This window comes from Rhodococcus mengyinensis (assembly GCF_048381435.1).
GTDB classification, from domain to species: Bacteria; Actinomycetota; Actinomycetes; order Mycobacteriales; family Mycobacteriaceae; genus Rhodococcus_F; species Rhodococcus_F opacus_D.
Genome location: NZ_JBLWIT010000136.1, coordinates 48,794 through 70,509, shown reverse-complemented (window position 1 = coordinate 70,509; position 21,716 = coordinate 48,794). Strand labels below are relative to the sequence as shown.

Here is a 21,716-nt window from a genome sequence, read left to right as displayed (position 1 = left end):
TCGGCCGGTGGGCACCAGGTTAGCCTGCCCTGCACGTGAACTGCAGGTGTATGTCTGCCTGCTCCTGCACACGCTAGGCGCTGACGTCGTCGAGCGCCGCCGCGATCGCGGCGGGCAACTCCAGTTCCTCGGCGACGAGCACCCCGGTCAGCTGTGCGATGTCCCTCGCCCCGACGACCGCGCTCGCAACACCCGGACGGTCGCGCGCCCACGCGAGCGCGACGGCCAGCGGGGACGTGCCGAGCCCGTCGGCCGCGGTCACGACCGCGTCGACCACCCGGACGGAGGAGTCGCCGAGGTAACTCTGGACGTCCTGCGCGTGCGCGTCGTCGGCACCGCGGGAATCGACGGGGATGCCGTTGCGGTATTTGCCGGTCAGGACTCCGCGGGCGAGCGGCACCGCAGCGAACACACCGATGCCGTGATGTACCGCGGCCGGAACCAGTTCTTCCTCGACTCCCCGGGCGAGCAGCGAGTACTCCACCTGGGTGGCGACGAGCGTGGTGCCGCGGGACGCGCCTGCCGCGGTGGCCAGCTGCCACCCGAGGTAACCCCGCGCCCCGACGTACCGGACCCGGCCGCTCGCCACCGCGAAATCGAGTGTGGCGGCGACCTCGTCGACCGGCGTGAACGGATCCCAGGTGGCGACCTGCCACATGTCCAGGTAGTCGGTGCCGAGTTCGCGCAGAGTGGCGTCGAGCTGGGCGACGAGACCGCGCCGCGAGCAGTCGATTCGTGACGGACCCGACGGGTTGATCCCGGAACTCGAGCTCAGGACGAGTTCCGTTCGCGGCACCACGTCGTCGAGCAGTTCCGCCAGGATCCGCTGCGCCACACCGTCGCCGTACGCGGGCGAGGTGTCGACGAGCGTTCCGCCCGCATCGACGAACGCCGCGATCTGCGCCGCGGCCTCGTCGCCGTCCGTGTCCCGACCCCAGGTGAGCGTGCCCAGGCCGAGTCGTGACACTCGCAACCCGCTTGCTCCGACCGATCTCTGTTCCATAACCGCCTGCGTCTCGTACCGTAGCTGCAACCCCGGCGTCACCCCCGAAGATGCTGGTGCCCCCCGGAACCGGCCACCACAGGTGCAGAGTAGTGGGGTATCGCGGGGCAGGGGGTCCTGCCACGCCGGATTCTGCCGGAGGTCGCCCTCCCCGGTACCGTGGCGCCGGTGAATTACGAACGCGACATGGGAAATTGGCGTCAGAGCGGCACATTCGACCACGGGACCGGTGAGTGATGGGCGAGGCGATGTCCTGGCTCCAGGCGATTGTCCTCGGTGCGGTCCAGGGATTGACCGAGTTCCTGCCGATCTCCTCGTCCGGCCATCTTCGGATCGTGTCGGAGATCTTCTTCGGTGACGACGCCGGTGCGTCCTTCACCGCCGTCACCCAGCTCGGCACGGAAGCCGCGGTGCTCATCTACTTCGCCCGCGACATCGGACGGATCATCGCCGGATGGTTCCGGGGACTGTTCCATCCCGAGCATCGCAGTGATCTCGATTACCGGATGGGCTGGTATGTGATCATCGGCACGATCCCGGTGGGTGTGCTCGGGTTCCTGTTCAAGGACCAGATCCGCACCGGTGCCCGCAACCTGTGGCTGATCGCCACCATGCTGATCGTGTTCGCGTTGGTCATCGCGGCGGCCGAGTACTACGGGCGGAAGGTGCGTCCCGTCGAGGACCTGCGTGCCAAGGACGGCATCATCATGGGTTCCGCCCAGGCGCTCGCACTGATCCCGGGCGTCTCGCGGTCGGGCGGCACGATCAGCGCAGGCCTCTTCCTCGGACTCACCCGTGAAGCCGCGGCGCGCTACTCCTTCCTCCTCGCGATCCCCGCGGTCGTCGCGTCCGGGCTGTTCAGCCTGCCGGACGCGTTCGAACCGGCCGGTGAGGGTCTCAACGCGAGCGGCCCGCAGCTTCTCGTCGCCACCGCGATCGCGTTCGCCATCGGCTACGCGTCGATCGCGTGGCTGCTCCGTTTCGTCGTCGACCACTCGATGTACTGGTTCGTCGGCTACCGCATCATCCTCGGCGTGATCGTCCTGTCGCTTCTCGCGACCGGCGTCGTGTCGGCCACCTGAGATCGGGCAGCCGGGGAGTGCACGACACTAGGCTGGGCCAATGACAGTTGTGCTGCTGCGCCACGGGCGGTCGACCTCGAACACTGCACACACGCTTGCCGGCCGGTCACCGGGAGTCGAACTCGACGACCGCGGCCGCGAGCAGGCGCAAGCCATCGTGTCCCGGCTCGCCGACGTGGCCATCGAGGAGATCGTGCATTCGCCGCTCGTGCGGTGCGAGCAGACCGTGGAACCGCTCGCCCGGGCCCGGGGCCTGACCCCCGTGGTGGAACATCGGCTGGTCGAGGTCGACTACGGCGAGTGGACGGGTCGCGAGCTGAAGGTCCTGCTCGAGGAACCGCTGTGGAAGATCGTGCAGCAGCACGCGTCCGCCGCGGTGTTCCCGGGGGGAGAAGGTCTGGCGCAGGTCCAGGCCCGGGCCGTCGCCGCGGTCCGCGAGCACGACGCACGGCTCGCGGAACTGCACGGCCGCGACGTCGTGTGGGTGGCGTGCTCACACGGCGACGTCATCAAGTCGGTCCTCGCGGACGCCCTCGGCGCGCACCTCGACGGATTCCAGCGGATCGTCGCCGAGCCGGCCTCGATCAGCGTCGTCCGGTACACCTCCACCCGTCCGTACGTGCTGAAGATGAACGACACCGGCGCCGATCTGTCCGGAGTCAACACGCCACCGGTGTCCGGAGACGGCGCCCGCGCCGAAGTATCCGGATCGGTGCCCGGCGGGGAGGTCCGCCTGTGAGGATTAGGCGGACCCCGCCGGTGACGATTAGGCGGACCCCGCCGGTGAGGATTAGGCGGACCCCGCCGGTGACGATTAGGCGGACCCCGCCGGTGACGATTGACGGATAATGAACGCAACATGCTGCGAGGAACAGTCCGAGACGGAACAACGAGTGGGCAGCGCCGCAGTAGGGCCCGGCTCCAGCCGAAGGAGGTGCAATGTCACGCGCAATTCACGTATTCCGCACTCCTGACCGATTCATTGCCGGGACGGTGGGTGAGCCCGGCGACAGGTCGTTCTATCTCCAGGCAGTACACGAGGCGCGAGTGATCAGCGTCCTGCTGGAGAAACAGCAGGTCCAGGTACTGGCCGACCGGATGGGGCTCCTCCTCGAGGAAGTGCACCGCCGGTTCGGGACGGAGGTTCCCCCGGAGGGGGCCGAACTCGACGACGCGAGCCCCCTCGTCACCCCGATCGACGCCGAGTTCCGGGTCGGCACGATGGGCCTGGGCTGGGACGCGGACGCCGGAGCCGTCGTGGTGGAACTGCTCGCCGTCAGCGAGACGGAGTTCGACGAGTCCGTCGTTCTCGACGACTCCGAGGACGGGCCGGACGCCGTGCGCGTCTTCCTCACCCCGTTGCAGGCGCGGGACTTCTCGTTGCGGTCCGAACGGGTCATCGCCGCCGGACGCGCGCCGTGCCCGCTGTGCGGTGAGCCACTGGCGCCGGAGGGGCACATCTGCATCCGGACCAACGGGTACCGCCGTGGCCAGAGCTTCGGCCTCACCCCGGAGATGGACGAGGAGGACTGACGGGTGTCTGCCGAGGAGTCCGATCCTCTGGAGTCCGGCGAGCTGACCCTCATCGGCCAGATCACCCACGCCAGTAACGCCACCCTGGTGTGCGACGCGGTCGAGGGTGAGACCACCGTCCGCTGCGTGTACAAGCCGGTCCGCGGGGAGCGTCCGTTGTGGGACTTCCCCGACGGCACGCTCGCCGGACGTGAATACGCGTCGTATCTCGTATCCGAGCAGCTCGGGTGGGGTGTGATTCCCCGCACTCTCCTGCGGGACGGTCCGTTCGGCCCGGGGATGGTGCAGCGGTGGGTCGACACCCCCGACCGGCACGCCGACGACACCGGCGGTCTCGACCTGGTCGACATCTGCGCTCCCGACGCCGTTCCCGAGGGGTGGTTCGAAATCCTGCGCGCCACCGACATGGACGGAGAACCGGTCGCGCTCATCCACGCCGACGACCCGCGGCTACAGCGGATGGCGGTCCTCGACGTGCTGATCAACAACGCCGACCGCAAGGGCGGCCACGCACTCGAGGGGCTCGACGGGTCCGTCTACGGCGTCGACCACGGCATCTGCCTGCACACGGAGAACAAGCTGCGGACCGTGTTGTGGGGGTGGGCCGGGACGGAGGTGCCGGGCGCCCTCGTCGTCGACATCGCCGAACTGATCTCCTCGCTCGAGGGCGACTTCGGTGCGCGGCTGGGTGAGCACATCACGTCCGGCGAGGTCGCCGCGCTGTACGAGCGTGCCGTGGACCTCCTCGCGGCACCGGTGATGCCCCGGCCGAACGGTCACCGGCCGATTCCGTGGCCCGCGTTCTGACGGAACCGTTCGGTGCCCGTGGGGGCGGCGGCTCCCTCCGAGGCGGAAATGCGGGTCCACTAGGCTCGCTCTCATGCAGTCTTGGTCCGAAACCGCTGTCCCGTCCGTTCCAGGCCAGGGGCCTCCGCTGCGGTTGTTCGACACCGCTGACCGGCAGGTACGTCCCGTCACTCCCGGACGCACGGCCACGATGTACGTGTGCGGTATCACCCCCTACGACGCCACCCACCTCGGTCACGCGGCCACGTACCTGACGTTCGATCTGGTGAACCGGATCTGGCGTGACGCCGGGCACGACGTGCACTACGTCCAGAACGTCACCGACGTCGACGACCCGCTGTTCGAGCGCGCCAACCGCGACGGCGAGGACTGGGTCGTCCTCGGCATGCGCGAGACCGCGCTGTTCCGCGAAGACATGGAAGCCCTCCGGGTGCTGCCCCCGCGCGACTACATCGGCGCGGTGGAGTCGATCGGCGAAGTGATCGAGATGGTCGAGAAGTTCGTCGCGTCCGGCGCCGCCTACGTCGTCGACGACCCCGAATTCCCCGACGTGTACTTCCGCGCCAATGCGACCGAGCAGTTCGGGTACGAGTCCGGCTACGACCGCGAGACGATGGACAAGTTCTTCGCCGAGCGCGGCGGCGACCCCGACCGCCCCGGCAAGGAAGATCCCCTCGACGCGCTGGTGTGGCGTGCGGTCCGCCCGGGGGAGCCGTCGTGGCCGTCGCCGTTCGGTCCCGGGCGCCCCGGCTGGCACATCGAGTGTTCGGCCATCGCCCTCAACCGCATCGGCTCGGGTTTCGACGTGCAAGGCGGCGGCAGCGACCTGATCTTCCCGCACCACGAGTACTCCGCGGCGCACGCCGAGTCGGCCACGGGCGACCGTCGCTTCGCCCGCCACTACGTGCACACCGGCATGATCGGTCTCGACGGCGAGAAGATGTCGAAGAGCCGCGGCAACCTCGTGTTCGTGTCGAAGCTGCGCGGCGAGGGTGTCGACCCGGCCGCCATCCGCCTCGGACTGCTGTCCGGGCACTACCGGCAGGACCGCCCGTGGACCGAGCAGGTTCTCGCCGACGCCCACACCCGGCTGCAGCTGTGGAAGGACGCCGCCGCACTCGAGTCGGCGCAGTCGGCCACCGACACGATCGCCCGCCTGCGTCAGCATCTCGCGGACGATCTCGACACCCCGAAGGCGCTCGACGCCCTCGACGGCTGGGCCCGTCGCGCTCTCGACAACGGTGGCTCGGACACGAACGCGCCGGGCGAATTCGCCGCCGCCGTGGACGCCCTGCTCGGTGTGCGCCTCCGGCGCCCGTGAGTACTTGTTAACCGCCGCCCGCGGTTAACAAGTACTCACGGGTCAGGCGAACTCGAGGGCACCCTCCGCGGGCGTCGGGACGCGCCTGCGGAGGGGCGAACCGAGCGCCTGCGCCAGGTCGGTGCCGTCGTGTTCGGCGAGTAGTTCGCCATCCGACCACACGAGCAGCGTGGCGCTGACGCTCTGCTCGGCTGTCGAGTGCGCCAGATCGTAGTGCGCGCACCCCGGCACGCCGCCGTACGTGATCCACAGGTCGAACCCGGTCATGAACAGGTCGAGGTCGAATTGCACGCTGAGGCCGAGCAGTTCGGCCCGGCCGTTGTCGTCGACGCCGGCGAACGCCTCGTCCAGCGCCAGCAGTCGCGGTGCATGGGGGTCGGCGGAATCGAGCATGACGTGCGCTGCGGCGAACAACGGCAGGTGCAGCGAGACGGACTGCTCGCCGCCGGAGAGTGCGCTGTGCCGGGCGACGGTCAGCCGGTCTTCGTTGCCGTTGCCGCTGATCAGGGTGAACGAGAACACCCGCCACCGCCGGTAGTCGAGGGCGGACGCCAGGATCTCCGGGTACGAACGCTCCGGGTGGGCTGCGCGGGCAGTCCTGATCTGATGGGCGAAGTGGGCGCGCATCGTGGCGAGTTCGTCCGGCCCCAGCGCCGAGGTGTCGCGCTCGAGCAGTTTGGAGATCGCCTTCGCGCTGTCGTCGAGGTTGTCGGCGAGCACCCAGTGGACCCCGATGGTGTTGCCGGACGACATCCGGCGCTCCCGCATCTCGGTGCCCATCCGGGCGATGAGTTCGCGGGCGTCGACGGTCCGTTCGTGGATCTGCTGTGCGAGACCCGTGAGCAGCGCGTCCTCCAGGATGCGACGCTCGGATTCGGTGAGCAGCAGTTCCTGATCGGAGCGAGCGGACGCGATGCGGGCGGCGAACTCGCCGATCGACGAGTAACCCTCGTCGTCCTGCACCTGCACCACGGTCACGCCGTCCGGGGCGTCCCACTGCAACCGGTAGTCCTGGCCGGCGGCCGCCAATTGTGCGTCGAAATCCTGCAGCGCGGTGGTGAGCGCGGTGCGCGTCGACTTGCGCGCCGAGTCGCTGACCCGCACCGATTCGGTGGCGCCGTCCAGTGCGCGGAACAGTGCGTCCACTTCGGGCGGCAGGATCGGGGTGTCGTCTTCGGCGTTCTGGATTCGATACACCAGCTGTTCGGCACTCATCCACGCCGCCGAGCTCGCCGGCCAGGTGTGGCCGCCGTCGACGCCGAGGAGTTCGAGTAGGTCGCGCCGGGCGTACGGCGCGAGGCGGGCGGCGTCGGCGTGCGTTTCGGTGAGCGCCAGCCGGAGCGTCTGGACGGCGGTGTTGTACGCGCCCTCGGCTTTACCGATGGCCTCACCCGCGTCCTTGTCGGCCTTGCGGGCGTCGCGCTGCTCCTTCTTGCATGCCTCGATCCGCGCGTGCGCCTCCTCGAGTTGCCGGTCCAACTGCTCGGCCCCCGCTCCCAGCGTGTCGCGCAGCGTCTCGAGGCGTTGGACCTGTTGCGCGAGAACCTCTTCGGCGATGGCAGCTTCTTCCGCGAACTCCTCCGCGCTGCCGCGCGCCTCGTGCAGTCGGTCCTCGGACTCGCGGGTGTGCTCCACCTCCTTGGCGTGTTCGCGCCTGCACCGCTGCACCATCTCGCCCTGCTTCTCGAAATGCCGGACGGCCGCGGCGAGCGAGTCGATCTCGCGGGCGACGTGGGGAGTCCGGTGCGTCGACGCAGTGGCCCGGAGCTGCTTCTCCTTCGCCGAAAGGTCCGCGATGGCCTGGTCGAGTTCGCGACCGACCGCTGTCGCCGTGTCGGAGCGGCTGCGGAGTGCGCCTGCGGATTCGGTGACCTTCTTCAGCGCCGTGAGGATCGATCCGGTGCGGGGCAGGGCCTGCGCCGCCGCGGTGGTCCGCGACAGCAGCGCCGCTGCCGCATCCGCGGCCGCCCGGGTCTCGTCGAGGGTCGCCCGGGTTTCCTCGAGGATCCTGTCGAGTTCGGCGATACGGGTGGCGCGCCTGCGGGCCCGTGCGGTGGTTCCGATGTACTCGGCGTCCGATTTCGTGTGGCGTCCGCGCTGGATTCCCTGCCGGTACGCACCGTCTTCGGCGACACCGACCGGACCTTCGGACAGGTCGAGGGATTCGAGGGCGATGGACTCGAGGATCCCGCGCACGCGATCGTCGGGAACGCCCGTGTCCTGTTCGACCTCGAGAACGTCGGCGAGGGTCGTGCCGGTGGGCCGATCCCCGGCCGGAAGGGACACGAGGAACTGTTCGGATTCGACGTCGGGGAGTGCGTCGTCGACGGGCACCCAACCGTCGAGGAGATTCGCGGCCTGCAGTGCGGCCTCGATTCCTGCCGCCGCGGCGACGTCGACACCGTCGGCGAAGCGGACGAGGCGCCACAGCGGTGCACCGGTCAGCCGGGACCGGGCGTCCTGCCGGGCGGCCGAGAGCGGCGGGGCGTCGTCGTGCTCGGATTCGATGGCCGCGCGGGCGGATTCGTGTTCGGCGATCGCCTCCTCGGCGGCGGCGACGTCGCGGTCGTACTGCTGACGACGCAGCCGGAGCGCGTCGACGGCGTCCGTCGTCTGTTCGGTCAGCGTCTCCGACAGAGTGGCGGCGTCGTCGTCGCCGATCCGGCCGAGGGCGGTGTCCAGGGCCTCGAACAAGGAAGCGGGCGCGTCGATCTCGGCGTAGAGGGACGACTGTTCCGTCCACCAGGATCGGAGTTCGCCGGCGCAGCGGCTGCGGGCCGATTCGACCGCCGTCTCGGCTTCGAGAACGGCCACCGTCGCGGTGTCGAGTTGCTCCTGGCCGCGGCGTGCCGCCTCGTCGGCGCGGGTCCGCTCGGTGGCCGCCCTCTCGACGGTGGCGAGTGCGGCCCGGACCGCGCGGATGTCGCCGTCGCGTTCTTCGGTGTGCCCGCGCAGCGCCGCGGTCAGCTGGTCGGTGCGCGCGTTCTCGGGGAGTGCGGTCCAGGTGATTCCCGCGTCCTCGGCGGCGAGGTGAAGTTCGTCTTCGGCGTGGGTGAGCGCTTCGACGGCGCGGGCGACGGCGTCACCGGCCTTGTCGTGTTCCTCGGCTCGCTGTTCGAGGGTCGCCTTGGCCTTGCGCGCCTTCTCGGCCTGCAGTTCGGTCGATTTCTCGAGCGTCGAGACGGCCTGCGCGAGGTCGTCGAGTTGTGTCCGTCCCTCGTACGCCGTCGACCGCTTCAGCGCGTCCAGGGTGGCATTGGCCTGGTCGAGTGCGCGTTCGGCGGCGGTGAAGCGTTCTTCGGCGGCCGCTCGACTCTCCTGGCTGCGCGCCCGGTCCGCTGCCGCCCCATGGAGGGCGGCGATACCGGATCGGACGGCCTCCAGGCGGGTCGCGAGGTGGTCGACGTCCGTACGCGCCTGCTGGCGAAGGTATTTCGCGTACACGCCGACGAAGCTCTGTGCCGCCTGGTCCGCCGCGGCCAGCCCCTCGAGTGCCCGGCCGACCTCCTCCATGTCGCTGAACGAACGGGCGGCCTCGAGGACCAGTTGCTCGTCGAGCGGTCGCAGACCGTCGGTGAGTGCCTGCGACAGTCCCTTGGGGTCGAGGTTCTTCGCGAGCTGGGGCCGCCGGAGCGTGAGGATGAGGTTGATCAGCTGGTCGTAGCGCTGGACGCCGAGCCCGAACATCCGGGCGTCGATGGCGGCGCGGTAGTCGAGCGGCCGGTCGGTGATGGAGTCGGTGCCGATCTGCTCGCCCAGTTGCTTTTTCGTGAGCGGACGGTCGTCGCTGCCGAGCAGGGAGAAGTCGACGCCGACGCGACCGTCGGCGACGAAGTACCAGCGCGTGACCTTGTCGTTGGTGCGGGTGGCGCGCATGCCGATGCCCACGGTGACGGCCTCGGGGTCGTCCTTCGCGCCGCGGCAGAACTCCATCCAGACGTACGAGTACGCGCTCTCCTGCCCGCGGTACAGGAGGTTCGACTTCATGGTGCGTTCCTCGCCGGCGAACGGATTGAGGCGCCGGGGTTCGATCCGGCCGTCGAGGACGAACGGGAACAGCACTTCGAGGGCCTTCGTCTTGCCGGATCCGTTGGGACCGCGGAGAACGAGGCGACCGTCGGCGAAGGAGAACTCCTGATCGCGGTAGTCCCAGAGGTTGATGATCCCGGCGCGGGTGGGCCGGAAACGCGCACTCGTCATGCTGTGACTTCCTCGCTGTCGTTCGCTGAGCTCTGGAACAGGTCGATCTCGGGTGTGCGGTCGCGGATCGTGACCACCACACCCCGGTAGCGGGCGAGTGCCGGGAGTGCGAGCACACCACCCGGCACGGCCGCGGTGAGGCGTAGCCGCTCGAGCAGCGCCAGCGCCGCGCGTCCCAGACCGTCCGGGTCCGCCTGCCACCCGGCGGCGAACGTGCGCCCGAACCGTTCGGTCAGTGTCCGGACGGTGCCGGCGATCCACGCGTCCTCGATGACCGGGAACAGCCGGTCCGCGGGGGCGGGGTCCGCGGGTTCGAATCCGTCGTGGCCGGCGAGGCTGTCGAAGATCCCGGACTGCGGAATGGCGCTGTCGACCTGTTCGATCAGGTCGTCGAATCGGTCCCGCGGCAGCGGCATCCGGGCCGTCTCCGGGGCATCCGGATCCAGTACGCGATCGGCGATCTCGCCGGCGAGCAGGAGCGCGACCTGCGCGACCGTTCCCGTACCGGGGAACCGGACGTCGGACAGACGTCCGGAGGAGTCGATCATCGCGACACCCTCCTCACGCCGCTCCGCGACCAGTCCGGTGAGCAACTCGACATCGGCTGCGGTGCGGGGGAGTGCGAGTTGCATCAGCTCGTCATCGTCGAGGTCGGCGGCGTAGACCACGGGCCGTTCGACGAGAGCACGCCGGACCCGCCGCGCGGTCTCCTTCACATCGACCGGCCGGGCGGTCCCGAACTCGGAGGTGTCGTCCTCGGTCACCGCGTCCGCACCGGCGAGCAGTCCGCGGATGGACCGGAGGTGCTGCAGTGCGCGCGGCGGCCGGAACAGGGCGATGACGACGGACCTGTCGATGTCGTAGAGCGCCTCTCCCGCATCGGGATTGGCGGCCCAGCCGCCCGCGTCGCCGTCGGCGAGGGCGATCGCGCCGCGGGCGGCGAGCCAGCCGACGGCGTCGACGAACGCATCCCGGTCGGACGCGCGTTCCGTGGACAGGTCCACACCGTCGACCTGTGCGGCGTCGGCGGCCACGTGATCGGCGAGCTCGGACAGGGTGATCTGGTTTCCGGCGCGGCCGAGGGCGGCCAGCGCCAACGCGAGGTAGGCGTAGCGGTACCGGTCGAACGTGCGGTCGGTGGCCGTCTTGGCCGGGGTCCCGGCGTCGAGTCGGTCGCTCACCGTGAACAGCCGGGCGGTCGTCTCCGTGACTTCGAGTCGGTACCCGAAGAGCGTCATCAGATCGTCGCGTAATTCGGTGGCCCACCGGCGGATCAGGGGGAGTGCGATGCGATCCGGATAGGTCTGTGTCACCAGGTGATTCGACAGAATGACGCGGGCGGCGCGCTGATACGAGTCGAGGGCGAGCGGCGAGATCTCCCGTGCCTTCACCGAACGCTCACCTGCAGTCCGTCGAGGTGCAGGCGTCCTCGGGCGGTGCGCACCACCGTCGATTCGCTGTGTGGGCTGAGGGTGAGCTTCACACCGTTCTCCGATCCTGTGCTGCTCTTCACACGGCCGCTGACCGGAACCCGCGCCGTCAGCGCGGCGTTGAGCAGACTCAGCAGCACGTCGGTTTCGGCCTCGTCGAGTTCCCGCTCGTAGACCCCGCCCCGGGCCAGCGACTGGGCGGCGGCGGCGCGAAGTCGTTGTGCGGTCAGCTGTTCCTCCCGCAGGCGGCGCACGCTGCCCTCGTTGCGCTGCACCCGTGCGGGCAGGCCGGGCGACGGGGGACGTCCCGTCTCGGCCAGCGTGCGGGAGATCTCGACGGGCTGGGCCTCCCACCACGACCGCGTGTCGGGAATGATGTCGGCGTCCGGATGCACCATCGACAGGTGGCGCGGACGCCCGAGGTCGAACACGGCCTGGAACAGCGCATGCGCGGCGTCCTCGGTCGGAGTCGCGGCGAACCAGCCTGCGAGGTGGCGTAATTGGCTCTCCCTGCTGACACCGCCCTTGCGGGTCTCGGTGACGCGGCGCAGCAGCGACAGGACGGCGGCGATGGCACTCATCGTGCCCTCGCGGAGGCGTTCCGACTCGCTGAGACCGGCCTCGCTCCCGACGAACCAATGCGTCAATCCCGCCCATCGCGCGCGCCAATCGGCTTCGCGCTCTTCGATGCCGAGGAACACCCGCTCGTCGCTGGCGGCGGCCCGCGCCACCATCGTCTCGACGCCGGTGTCTTCCACGAGCGCGATGGCCGCCGCGAGTTTCGGTGCAAAGCGTGAGAGGTCGGAGCTGAACTCGCGCATGTGCGTGAGGAGAGCGTCCTTGTGGGACATGAACGTCTCGGGCGTGATCTCCGTGGTGCGGACGAGGTCGCCGAGGGTCAGGTAGAACTGGGCGGCGCGTCCGGCCATGTCCGACAGCGTCGCGTCGAGACGGTTGAGTTTCCGGTACACGAGGTCGTTGTCGGCCGCACGATTCGCGGCGGCCAGGTCGTTCATGTCGGCGAGGAGGTCGGGCAGCGCCAGGCGGGACAGCGACGCGTCGTCGAGCCGGGCCGCCAGAGCGTCCTCGACGGCTCGGAACACCTGGTAGCCGGCCTGGCTGAACTGATAGACGAAGTGCCGGTTCCGGTATTCGGCCAGCGTGGCGGCGCGGGTTCCGTCGTAGCTGCGTTCGAGCACTTCCCAGACGTGCAGTTGCTCGAGCAGGGGAGTGACGTCGCCGGCGCCGAGTTGTCCGGACGGATCGTCGCAGGCGAGACCGTCCAGAATGCGGGCGACGTCGCCGGCGTGGAGCAGGACGACGTAGTTGGCGCGGGCGTGGTCGAAGGCCCGCAGCACCCACAGGTACTCCGCGCGCTTCTCCGCCGTGGTGAAGGCGAACAGTTTCAACCGGTCGTCTCGGAGTGGGGGAGCAACCGCCGAACGCGCTGCGCGCAGCCCCGAGGGGGACCGACCGGGATCGCTGCCTGATTCACTCACCGTGACAGGTTATGCGGTCGCCCAGCCCTCGAGCGAACGCCGTGCCGACGCGCACCATCAACGCTGGAATCTGAATCGGAACCTGACGGAACGCTGTAATTTACCGAATTCAGGTGCTCGGTCGCGTATGAACCACCCTCTGTCACCGATGTTCCATCCTCACGATCAACCCGCCTCACCCCGCCGCTGCACCGATGACGGGAGGCAGGCATTCAGAGGACGAACAGCACGAAGACGATCGCCACCAGCACGAGAGCCAGCCCGACTGCCGCGGCGACGAGCCAGGACGCCCGGGACGTCGGGTCGGAGGTGGATTCGTCGCCGGACTGCGCGACTGCGCGAGGTTCCGGTGGTGTCGCGACCGCCGTTCCGCCCGACGCCCGGGCAGGGGAGGCGCCCACCGCCGCGGCCGACGCGGGGTTGGGCGTGCGCGTCGCCGGCCGGCTCGCGGTTGTCGAGGTCGAGGGCACCGGCTCACCGACCACGGCGTCGATCACCTCGGTGACGTCGTACGACGGCGGCAGGCCGATCGGGGTGACCCTGTGAGTGGTCGGGTTGAATCCGGCGGCGCGGATGGCGGCACCGAGCGCTGCGGTCTGCTCGGGGCCCGGGCCGACGACACATCGCACACCGAACTTCTCACCGACGGTGTTCGCGAACCCGTGAATGGCCGCGGAGTCCCGCGCGATCAGGCCGTCGCCCGTGATGACCACGGCATCGAGGTTGCTGGGCAGCCAGCCGAACGCCCCGAGCGCCGTGGCGATCTGGGCCGTGGGAGAACCCCCCGAGGAGAAACGAAACGCCTTGCCTGCCTCGACGCCCGAGCGGATCAGCGCGACGGTCGCGCCGGTGTCGTCGACGTGATAGATGCCGACCAGCTGCCCGGGACGCTCCGCGATCTCGGATTCGAACCAGGCTGCGGCGGCTTCGGCGTCCGAGACGAGGGACAGGTAGGCCATGTCGGCGTAGTCCAGGGCGTCGCGGAGCGCCGCGACGGCGGCCGAGTCCCAGCGGGTGGGGTAGGCGGCCATGATGTCGGGGGCGCCGCCGGTCCGACCGCCGTGGTCGGGGAGAGGTTCGCACTCCCGGAGCAGGCACCGCATCGCGCCCGCGACCAGGTCTTCAGCGCGGTAGCGCGATCCGTCACCGACCGCGACACCGGCCGGGTCGCCGACGCGGGGAAGGAACCCCGACACGGTGTGGGTGTCGCCGATCGTGTGTGGCGCCGACCCGCCGAGAATTGCGGTGCCGTCCGGGCACATGTGCAGGACGGTGTCCCGGACGATGACGACCGGATCCGGGGATCCTGGATCGTTCGACGCCACCACCGCGGTGGACACGACACTGCCGATCCTGAGCCCGACTCCCATGGACATGCAAGTACCCCTATTCGTTTTGCGAACGGATCGCGACTTCCGTCAGGCCCGTTCCGACTCACTCGGTGAGGCCACAAGATGTACATCCTGCTACCCGAGCACGCTTGTGCGCGCCATCACGCGCGGCGTGGCGTGGTCGTGTTGCGCACACTCGGGCATTTTCGCCCGCGGCGAGTGATCGGTCAGGTAACCGTCGGTGCGCCGAGGGCTGTTCTCCACTCGGTCACGTTCTCGGTCATCCAATCGAGGAGGTGCTCCGCCTCCTGCGGATGACGACCGGTGCCGGCGAGAAGATCCGCGAAGGCCTGGGCCGGGGCGACCAGACGAACGTTGTCGCGGAACAGGGTGCGCTCGAAGACCGCAGCCGATCGGGGAGTGGCGACGAGGACGTTGGCACCCTGATCGACGGGGCGTAGCTCGAGTGCGCCGGCCAGCGCCTCGCCGTGGTCGGCGTAGATCTGGACCTGATGCGCCGGCGCGTATTCGACGAACGCCGCCGCGGCGAGTGACCCGGTCACCGCGTAGAGGTGGCCGGAGACCTTCCCGAGTTTCGCGACGAACGACTGCACTCCCTCGGGTGCGAAGTAGCCGACCGTGGGGCAGTCCTTGAAACTGGAGTCACTGCTCCAGGCGCGCAGCATCTGCTGCCACCGGACGCTGGTGATGGGGCCACGGGGGAGACGTTCGAGCAGATCGCGTTCCTCCAGGGTTTCCACCACCCGATAGGTCGCGCCGGTGGACGCGCCGGACAGTCGGACGAGTTCGGGGACCGTCAGCTGACCCGAATGATCGGCGAGGGCGCGCACGACCCGGGCGGCAGGATCGCCGGTCAGCTGGGCGGCCGGACGGCCGGGGCCACGCCACGGGTCGGCGTCGGCGCCCCGGTCGCGCACCCAGATCGCAGGCCGGTCCGCCGCCAGGGAGGTGTTGCCCGTCGCATCGGCGTAGGAGAGACCCCTGGCGTCGAGTTGACGGCGAACCGGCTCGGAAAGGTAACGGGCGCAGACGAATCCGCGATCGGATCCGGACAACCCGTCGGCGAACCGGGCGGCGTCGCCCGCGAGCACCCCCCGGGCGGGGATGACGGAGAAGGACGCCACCTCGCCGTTGGGTGCGCCGACCAGCAATCGTTCCGGCGCGTCGGCGAGGGAGCGGGACTTTCCGGACGTCAACGTCCAGCCGTGGGGGAGTGCGGCCTGGAGGGTGGCGATCGCCCGGCGGTAGAGATCGATGTCGCGTTCCGGCTTGGGAAACGGCACCTTCGGCTCGCTGCCTGCGAATTCGGCGTTCTCCTGATTCGGCACGTCGTCAGTCTACTAAATCGGTCCGAGACGGAACCGGAAAATACACCGAATGATCGTGGTCGGTTCCGAGCCTCGCCGAGTGGTCGGATCCCGCCACAACTCACCACTTCCACGTGGACCGGTTCCCACAGGCGCAGACGGCGTGAGGGAGTTCCACTCCGTCCGTCGGGTTCAGGGGCGTCGGGCAATCCATACGGTCCGGCTGCCCCGCACCGTCAGATCCCCGCGGTGCAGGACGCTGTCGGGGTCGTCGTCCGCGAGAAGGTGATCGAGAGTGTCGCGGTCGTCGGCGGAAAGCTGTCTGTCGAGCGCGGAGCGAATGCGGCGCAGGAAGTTCTGTGCATAGCGTCCGGTGCTCGGTGGGGCCGGGGTTGCCTCGCTGGTGAAACTGCGCTCCTCGACGTCCACGAAACCGGCCCGTTCCACATGGGACCGCCAGTTCGGGTGCGCGTTCCAGTCCAACCGCGCCAAGGCCTCGTGGCAGCGCGACTCCAGGCCAGGGCGGCCCAGGCCTAGGTCGTCCGGAAGGAGGCGCGGCAGCGCGTCCATCTCGACGACCACCAGCACGCCGCCGGTATTCAGCGCACCGTACATGTCCTGGAGCACCCGGTCGGGGTCGGCGACCTCGTGCAACGAGGAGGCTGCCCACACGACGTCCGCCGCGTCGACTGCGGGCCAGGCGACATCCAGATCGGCGTGGACGACGCTCAACCGCCCGGTCAGTCCCTGCCCGTGCGCGGCCGTGCGCAGGCGCGTGAGCATCACCTCCGACCTGTCGAGCGCGATCACCTCTGCCGTGGGGAATTGTCGAGCCAGGGTCAGGCTGCCGACGCCCGTGCCTGCCCCCACGTCGACGACGCGGCGCGGGGTCTCTCGGGTGCGCTGTCCGACCCATTCGGCCACGGAATCCAGGTAGGACCCGAACACCTCGGCGTCCAGGTCCAGTAGATCCGCGAGCGCCGCCTCGTGCTCGGGAGTGTGCCCGCTGTGGTGATGGGAATGCTGTGTCATGGCTCCAGGCTAGCCACATCCTGCGTTGCACGCATACACTCTTGCCTATGACGCAAGAAGTCGGGTTGGACAGCGTGATTCGTCAACGCATCAGGGGGCTTCGGCTGGCCCGCGGCTGGTCACTGGACGTGCTCGCTGCGCGCTGCTTTCTCAGTCCGTCCACGCTGAGCCGCATCGAGACCGGCCACCGCAGGATCGCCCTCGACCAACTGGTCCCGATCGCGCGGGCCCTCGGCACCACGCTCGATCAGCTCGTCGAGTCCGTCGAGGACGAGGATGTGGTGATCCGACCGCAGCCCGAACACACGCGAGGCCTGACAATCTGGCTGCTGTCCCGCGAACGCGCGCTCCACGGCGCGACCGTGGCGAAGATGCGCATCACCTCCGACCGGCCCGCGGGCCCCGAGCATGTGAGTGTGCACCCCGGCCACGAGTGGTTCACCGTGTTATCGGGGACGGCCCGCCTGCAGCTCGGTGAGCGAACCATACTTATCGAAGCCGGTGCCGCAGCGGAGTTCTCGACCATGGTGCCGCACTCCATCGGCGCCCACGACGGTCCCGTCGAGATCCTCACGATCTTCGACCACGACGGGGAGCGTGCCCACCTGCACGCCGATCACAACGAGTAGAAAGGACGGACATGTCGTCTTCCGACACAACGGGTCAGACAGAGTTTCCGGCGAGCATGGGAAAGGTCTCCCGTCGTGAGCTCGCGTCCCACGGCTATACGCGTTTCGATCAACTGACGACGGTCACCGCCAAGGAACTGTTGAAGATCCACGGCGTCGGACCGAAGGCGATCCGAATCCTCGAGGAGGAACTCGCGGAGCGGGGGCTCGGCTTCGCGAAGTGAACCGAACCCGGCCGCCCTACAGCCGGCCGTGCGTGCGCTGATAGGTAGCCGGTGGTGTCCCGACCACGTGAGTGAAGACACGGGTCAGGTGAGCCTGGTCGCTGAACCCCAGTTCGTAGGCGAGCGCCGACCAGTCGATCCTCTCGCCCGAGTGGGCGGCGCCGGCCGCGTCGAGGATGCGGAATCGCTGGATTACCCACTTCGGGCCGATGCCGACGTACTCGGTGAACAGCCGTTGCAGGGTGCGCAGGCTGCAGCCGGCGTGTGCGGCGAGCTGGTCTGCCCGGACGATGTCGCGGTTGCACTGGGCGTCGCCCACCAGGGCTGTGATCTCCCGTCCCGTCGGATCCGGAACGGGATCGGTGCGGAGAAGGTATTGCTCGAAGGTGTCGATCATCTCCGCGCTGTCCGTGCCGGCGAGGATCCGCTCCGCGACCGGGCGATCGTCACCGGCGAGCAGATGCCGTCCGGGCTGGACGGTTCCCGAGATCGCGCCGACGCTGCCCTTCAGCAGAGGCCGGAACCCTCCGGCGTGGAAGGCGGCTCCCAGCACGTGGCCGTTCCCGGTCAGTGTTCGGTAGAACGGCGACCGGGAGATCCCGTGCACCAGCAACTGTCCGTCCTCGGCAGCGACATGAACGCGGGGCTGGGGCACCACCTGCTGTCGATGGGGCTTCGGCACCGACCACCTCACCAGCCAGTGGTAGTCGACGAACTCGGCCAAAGCCTCTCGGGGAGCGACCCGTTCGACCTCGAACCCCGGTGTGGCGGCCGTCGGGCGGACGATCGCCTCGGGGTGTCCTGGCACAGTCGACATTCGCTCATCCTAGTGTCGCGAATGTTCAAGAACGCCACGCTGCCTCGTACCTAGAGTCACGTGTCATGAGCTACTCACACACTGCACGAGGCAAGTTCTCCATCGCCGCGTGGTCGGAATCGGTAATCGTCGACATCGACGGCGAAGGCACGACCGCCGGCGACACCTATTACCCCACTCGCGGTGCCAACCGAGCGACCGTCGCGTACTCGTACTCCGGGGACATCGAGGGAACGAGCACAGTGGTCTACCTGATCGCGTACAAGGCCGATGCCGCGCCGGTGCTCGGCCTCGAGCGTTTCGAGGGCTCGATCGGCGGGCACGACGGGACGTGCGTGTTCCAGCACATCGGCAGCCAGGACCAGGGTTCGGTGTCGGCCCGGATCGAGGTGGTGCCGGGTATGGGCACCGGCGGTCTGATCGACCTACGCGGCAGCGCGGACCTGTCCATCGCAGGACCCGGCGACAGCGGCTACGAATTCGTTCTGTCGTACGACGTCGGCTGATATTTCGACGTCGCTCATGTCGTCGTGGGTGCGGCGAGGGGCTCGAGGCCACACGCCGTCGCGAAGCCCTGTGATTCGATGCCGAGCGCGGTGTTGGTGCGTGTCATGAGATTCGCCAGCGCGACGAACGCGGTCAGTTCCACCAGCGCGGCCGGGCCGAGCGCCTCGAGCAGCCTGGCCGACATTTCGTCGGTGACCGTCGGCGGGGTCTGGGTCATCGCTTCGGCGTACTCGAGCACATCCCGCTCCAGCGGGGTGAACACGTCCGACTGGCGCCAGCGGGGCACCTCGCGTGCTTTGGTCAGATCGAGCCCCTCGTTGTGGGCGTGGAAGTAGCCGAAGTCCAGGCAGAAGCTGCATCCGACCAGGCAGGCCACCGCCATGTGGGCGAACGACTTCAGGTTCTCGTCACACTGATCCCACTTCCGTGCCTGGCGGCCGACGCTGAAGCTGAAGTTCAGCACCTTCCGGTTGTGCCACGCGACCTCGACCGGTTCGGCTACCTCGCCGAGCATCTTGCGGGACGTCCGCTTGACGATCGCGCCGTAGATGCCGGTCAGCTCGGCCTTCGGGATCCGGGTACTGCTGGCCATGATTCCTCCTCCGGTTGTTGTGCTCTCGGCATGAGACACCGGCCACCGGCCGAATGTGACACCCGAACCGGATGTGATTGCAGGAACCGTCGCAACCGGTCAGCCCGGTGCGAGTGCCCGGTCGGCCAGCGCGGCGACGACGGGCGAGAGTGCCTGAGCGTGTTCGAGGGTCAGGTGGTTGTCGTCGCGGTACACGAGGTCGTTGCCGACGATGACGGGACAGCGCTCGGTGGTGCAGAACAGGGAGGTGAGGTCGGCGTACCGCCCGCCGCCTACGGCGGTGGCCGTGGCCTCGGCCGCGACGCCGGCGTCGTTCACCGCGACCGGCCGTGGCGGTGAGCAGGCGGTCGCGTCGTCCAGGTGGGCGGACAGACAGGTCGGCACCGTCGACTGCGGATCCGGGATCGGTCCGAGGACGAGGACGGCCGCGCCCGTGGCCCGGAGTTCGGTGACCAGCCGGGTCAGGCTGTCGAGCCAGGCCTGGCCGTACACGGTGAAACCGAAATCGGCGCCGTAGCGCCGGGACATGCTCAGCACGACCAACCGGGGCCGTTCGGTCCGCAGCCGGTCGACGATCTCGCCGCGCCACTGCTCGCACTCGGTGTATGCCCGCCCGAGGTAGGGGCTGGTGAGTGGGAGGTCGAGAAGCGGGCAAGTGACCTTGCCCATCGTCTCGAGCCGCCACTGTTTCTGTTCGGCGGCCGATTCGAATGCCGGGGCCCACATCGCGGCATGCGAATCTCCGACCAGCGCCACCGTCGTCGGAGACGCCACGGTCCCCGACGCGCACTCGTCCTGACCCACTTCGAGCCACGACCGCACGCAGCCGTTGACGAACACCTCCGGCTTGTCTGCCGGTGCGTCGGCGAGCGGCGGTGACAGGTTCGACGGGACCGATTGCAGCCCTGCTGATTCCGCAACCGCCGCCTGCACCTGCGCGGTCATGTCGTGTACCGCCGCGTCGCGCGGATCGACTGCGGGAGGCGCCGATCCGGCCGGCGCAGAGACGGTGAGGGCCGCGGCCGCGGCTCCGTGTCCGACCGGAACCGGCCGCGCCACCAACAGCACCAGCGCCGCACAGACAGCGATGACGGTGACGGCGCCGCCGAGCACGAGGCTGCGCGAGGCCGAGCGACGCAGCGGGGCAGCGAAGCGCACGGGATTCTCGACCAGGACCAGTGTCAGGCCGGCCAGACCCGCGGACACCATGACCATCGCCAGACGGTCGGTCAGGTCGAGCGAGCGGCCGAGCACGATCGGCGCGAGCAGCAAGACCGGCCAGTGCCACAGGTACCAGGAATAGGACACCCGCCCGACCGCCCGCATCGGCCGCAGTGACAGGCTCCGCCCGACACCCAGCCGGGGCGCCGAACACCCCGCCCCGATCACCAGCACCGTGCCGACGACCGGCACCAGTGCGGCGGTTCCGGGGTAGGGCGTCGTCTCACCGAGTCGGAAACAGGCGACGACGATCAGCGCGAAACCCGTCCACCCGGCCGCGGCGGCGACCACCGACGGCAGCCGCTGCCAGTGCCGAACCGACAGGGCGACCAACCCGCCTGCGGCCAGTTCCCAGCCGCGGGCGGGCAACGAGAAGAACGCCCACGGCGGCAGGGTCCGGGTCCAGTCGAGTGAGACCGCAAACGACACTGCGGCGACCACGGCGAGCACGATCAGATACGGGGTCGTCGACGGTGTTTCGTCCGCGTCGAGGCGCCGTGACCTGCGCCGGACGAGCCAGGCGACCCCGATGATCAGCGCCGGCCACAGCAGGTAGAACTGCTCTTCCACGCCGAGCGACCAGTAGTGCTGGAACGGTGACGGGGGCGCGTCGGCGGCCAGATAGTCGGTGCCGTGCAGGGCGAACCGGTAGTTACCGACGTACAGCGCACTGGCGATCCCGTCACCGAGGACCGCGCGGGCCTGCAGAGGGGGCAGGAGCAGGGCCGAGCCGATCGCAGTGGCCACCAGCACGATGCACCCGGCGGGCAGCAGCCTGCGGGCCCGCGCACCGTAGAACTCGGCCAGCCCGACGTGGCCGGTGGTCGCGACGTTCCGCCACAGCAGGCCGGTGATGAGAAACCCCGAGACGACGAAGAAGATGTCGACACCGACGAACCCTCCGTCGATGCCGGGCACGCCCGCGTGAAAGAGGACCACGGCCAGCACGGCGACGGCGCGTAGACCCTCGATGTCCGCGCGGAACACCGTCTCGGCGGGCCGGCCACCGGCCGGAGGGCGGTTACCGGATCGGCGTCGCCGTTCCGGACTCGCGACGGTATTCACTCGACCAGCGATCTGTCCATGCGACGTGCCCCTTCAGCTGCAGCATTGAGCTCATGATGACAGCGGTGCCGAGACTTTCCCGAAAGGCACGCCGT

The 21,716-nt window shown here is 69.2% G+C and carries 18 protein-coding genes; 8 read left to right on the top strand and 10 right to left on the bottom strand.

Annotation, left to right across the window (positions count from 1 at the left end; all coding sequences use genetic code 11):
- Window positions 1-73 precede the first annotated feature (73 nt).
- Entirely contained in the window at window positions 74-1,003 is a 930-nt protein-coding gene (locus tag ACNJ7E_RS33990) for an aldo/keto reductase (RefSeq protein ID WP_280780035.1), read from the bottom strand.
- Between the two features lie 236 nt (window positions 1,004-1,239).
- Between ACNJ7E_RS33990 and ACNJ7E_RS33985 the strand changes: the two genes are divergently transcribed.
- The 5 genes from ACNJ7E_RS33985 (at window position 1,240) to mshC (ending at window position 5,746) form a co-directional block, all read left to right on the top strand.
- A complete protein-coding gene (locus tag ACNJ7E_RS33985; RefSeq protein ID WP_043788485.1) occupies window positions 1,240-2,085 on the top strand; it encodes an undecaprenyl-diphosphate phosphatase in 846 nt (281 codons plus the stop codon).
- 40 nt (window positions 2,086-2,125) lie between these two features.
- Window positions 2,126-2,824, top strand: coding sequence for a histidine phosphatase family protein (locus ACNJ7E_RS33980; protein WP_011594100.1), 699 nt, complete (start codon window positions 2,126-2,128; stop codon window positions 2,822-2,824).
- A 200-nt stretch (window positions 2,825-3,024) separates the two neighbouring features.
- Window positions 3,025-3,618 carry a DUF3090 domain-containing protein gene (locus tag ACNJ7E_RS33975; protein WP_005243068.1) on the top strand — a complete coding sequence of 198 codons (594 nt, stop codon included), beginning with the start codon at window positions 3,025-3,027 and terminating at the stop codon, window positions 3,616-3,618.
- A 3-nt stretch (window positions 3,619-3,621) separates the two neighbouring features.
- Window positions 3,622-4,425, top strand: a complete 804-nt coding sequence (locus tag ACNJ7E_RS33970) for an SCO1664 family protein (RefSeq protein WP_280780036.1) — start codon at window positions 3,622-3,624, stop codon at window positions 4,423-4,425.
- A 73-nt stretch (window positions 4,426-4,498) separates the two neighbouring features.
- Window positions 4,499-5,746 carry a cysteine--1-D-myo-inosityl 2-amino-2-deoxy-alpha-D-glucopyranoside ligase gene (gene mshC / locus ACNJ7E_RS33965; protein ID WP_283354452.1) on the top strand — a complete coding sequence of 416 codons (1,248 nt, stop codon included), beginning with the start codon at window positions 4,499-4,501 and terminating at the stop codon, window positions 5,744-5,746.
- A 42-nt stretch (window positions 5,747-5,788) separates the two neighbouring features.
- On the opposite strand, the gene ACNJ7E_RS33960 is transcribed toward mshC, so the two are convergent.
- From ACNJ7E_RS33960 to ACNJ7E_RS33935, 6 genes are all read right to left on the bottom strand, one after another.
- Window positions 5,789-9,946 (bottom strand): TIGR02680 family protein, encoded by a 4,158-nt coding sequence (locus ACNJ7E_RS33960; RefSeq protein WP_418341960.1) that lies wholly within the window; start codon window positions 9,944-9,946, stop codon window positions 5,789-5,791.
- Window positions 9,943-11,337: a TIGR02678 family protein gene (locus ACNJ7E_RS33955; protein ID WP_418341959.1), complete on the bottom strand. Its 1,395-nt coding sequence runs from the start codon at window positions 11,335-11,337 to the stop codon at window positions 9,943-9,945. The genes ACNJ7E_RS33960 and ACNJ7E_RS33955 overlap by 4 nt, the downstream gene beginning before the upstream one ends.
- Window positions 11,334-12,785, bottom strand: a complete 1,452-nt coding sequence (locus ACNJ7E_RS33950; protein WP_349307530.1) for a TIGR02677 family protein — start codon at window positions 12,783-12,785, stop codon at window positions 11,334-11,336. Before ACNJ7E_RS33950 ends, ACNJ7E_RS33955 begins: the two co-directional genes overlap by 4 nt.
- Before the next feature lie 302 nt (window positions 12,786-13,087).
- A complete protein-coding gene (locus ACNJ7E_RS33945; RefSeq protein ID WP_418341958.1) occupies window positions 13,088-14,251 on the bottom strand; it encodes a hypothetical protein in 1,164 nt (387 codons plus the stop codon).
- A gap of 182 nt (window positions 14,252-14,433) precedes the next feature.
- A complete protein-coding gene (locus ACNJ7E_RS33940) occupies window positions 14,434-15,555 on the bottom strand; it encodes a helix-turn-helix domain-containing protein (protein ID WP_280780040.1) in 1,122 nt (373 codons plus the stop codon).
- Window positions 15,556-15,726: 171 nt separating this feature from the next.
- Window positions 15,727-16,566: a class I SAM-dependent methyltransferase gene (locus ACNJ7E_RS33935; RefSeq protein WP_283354448.1), complete on the bottom strand. Its 840-nt coding sequence runs from the start codon at window positions 16,564-16,566 to the stop codon at window positions 15,727-15,729.
- A gap of 47 nt (window positions 16,567-16,613) precedes the next feature.
- Here ACNJ7E_RS33935 and ACNJ7E_RS33930 point away from each other — a divergent pair, with 47 nt between their 5' ends.
- The gene (locus tag ACNJ7E_RS33930) at window positions 16,614-17,195 is read left to right on the top strand and encodes a helix-turn-helix domain-containing protein (protein WP_007299039.1); all 582 of its coding nucleotides are present in this window, start codon (window positions 16,614-16,616) and stop codon (window positions 17,193-17,195) included.
- Window positions 17,196-17,206: 11 nt separating this feature from the next.
- Entirely contained in the window at window positions 17,207-17,419 is a 213-nt protein-coding gene (locus tag ACNJ7E_RS33925) for a helix-hairpin-helix domain-containing protein (protein WP_280780042.1), read from the top strand.
- A gap of 16 nt (window positions 17,420-17,435) precedes the next feature.
- On the opposite strand, the gene ACNJ7E_RS33920 is transcribed toward ACNJ7E_RS33925, so the two are convergent.
- Window positions 17,436-18,236, bottom strand: coding sequence for a helix-turn-helix domain-containing protein (locus ACNJ7E_RS33920; protein WP_280780043.1), 801 nt, complete (start codon window positions 18,234-18,236; stop codon window positions 17,436-17,438).
- Window positions 18,237-18,301: 65 nt separating this feature from the next.
- Between ACNJ7E_RS33920 and ACNJ7E_RS33915 the strand changes: the two genes are divergently transcribed.
- Complete coding sequence (locus ACNJ7E_RS33915; RefSeq protein ID WP_280780044.1) at window positions 18,302-18,742, top strand: DUF3224 domain-containing protein; 441 nt, start codon at window positions 18,302-18,304, stop codon at window positions 18,740-18,742.
- 14 nt (window positions 18,743-18,756) lie between these two features.
- On the opposite strand, the gene ACNJ7E_RS33910 is transcribed toward ACNJ7E_RS33915, so the two are convergent.
- On the bottom strand, window positions 18,757-19,335 hold the full coding sequence (locus ACNJ7E_RS33910; RefSeq protein ID WP_280780045.1) for a carboxymuconolactone decarboxylase family protein: 579 nt from the start codon (window positions 19,333-19,335) through the stop codon (window positions 18,757-18,759).
- Window positions 19,336-19,434: 99 nt separating this feature from the next.
- Entirely contained in the window at window positions 19,435-21,621 is a 2,187-nt protein-coding gene (locus tag ACNJ7E_RS33905; RefSeq protein WP_418341957.1) for an acyltransferase family protein, read from the bottom strand.
- Between the last annotated feature and the right edge of the window lie 95 nt (window positions 21,622-21,716).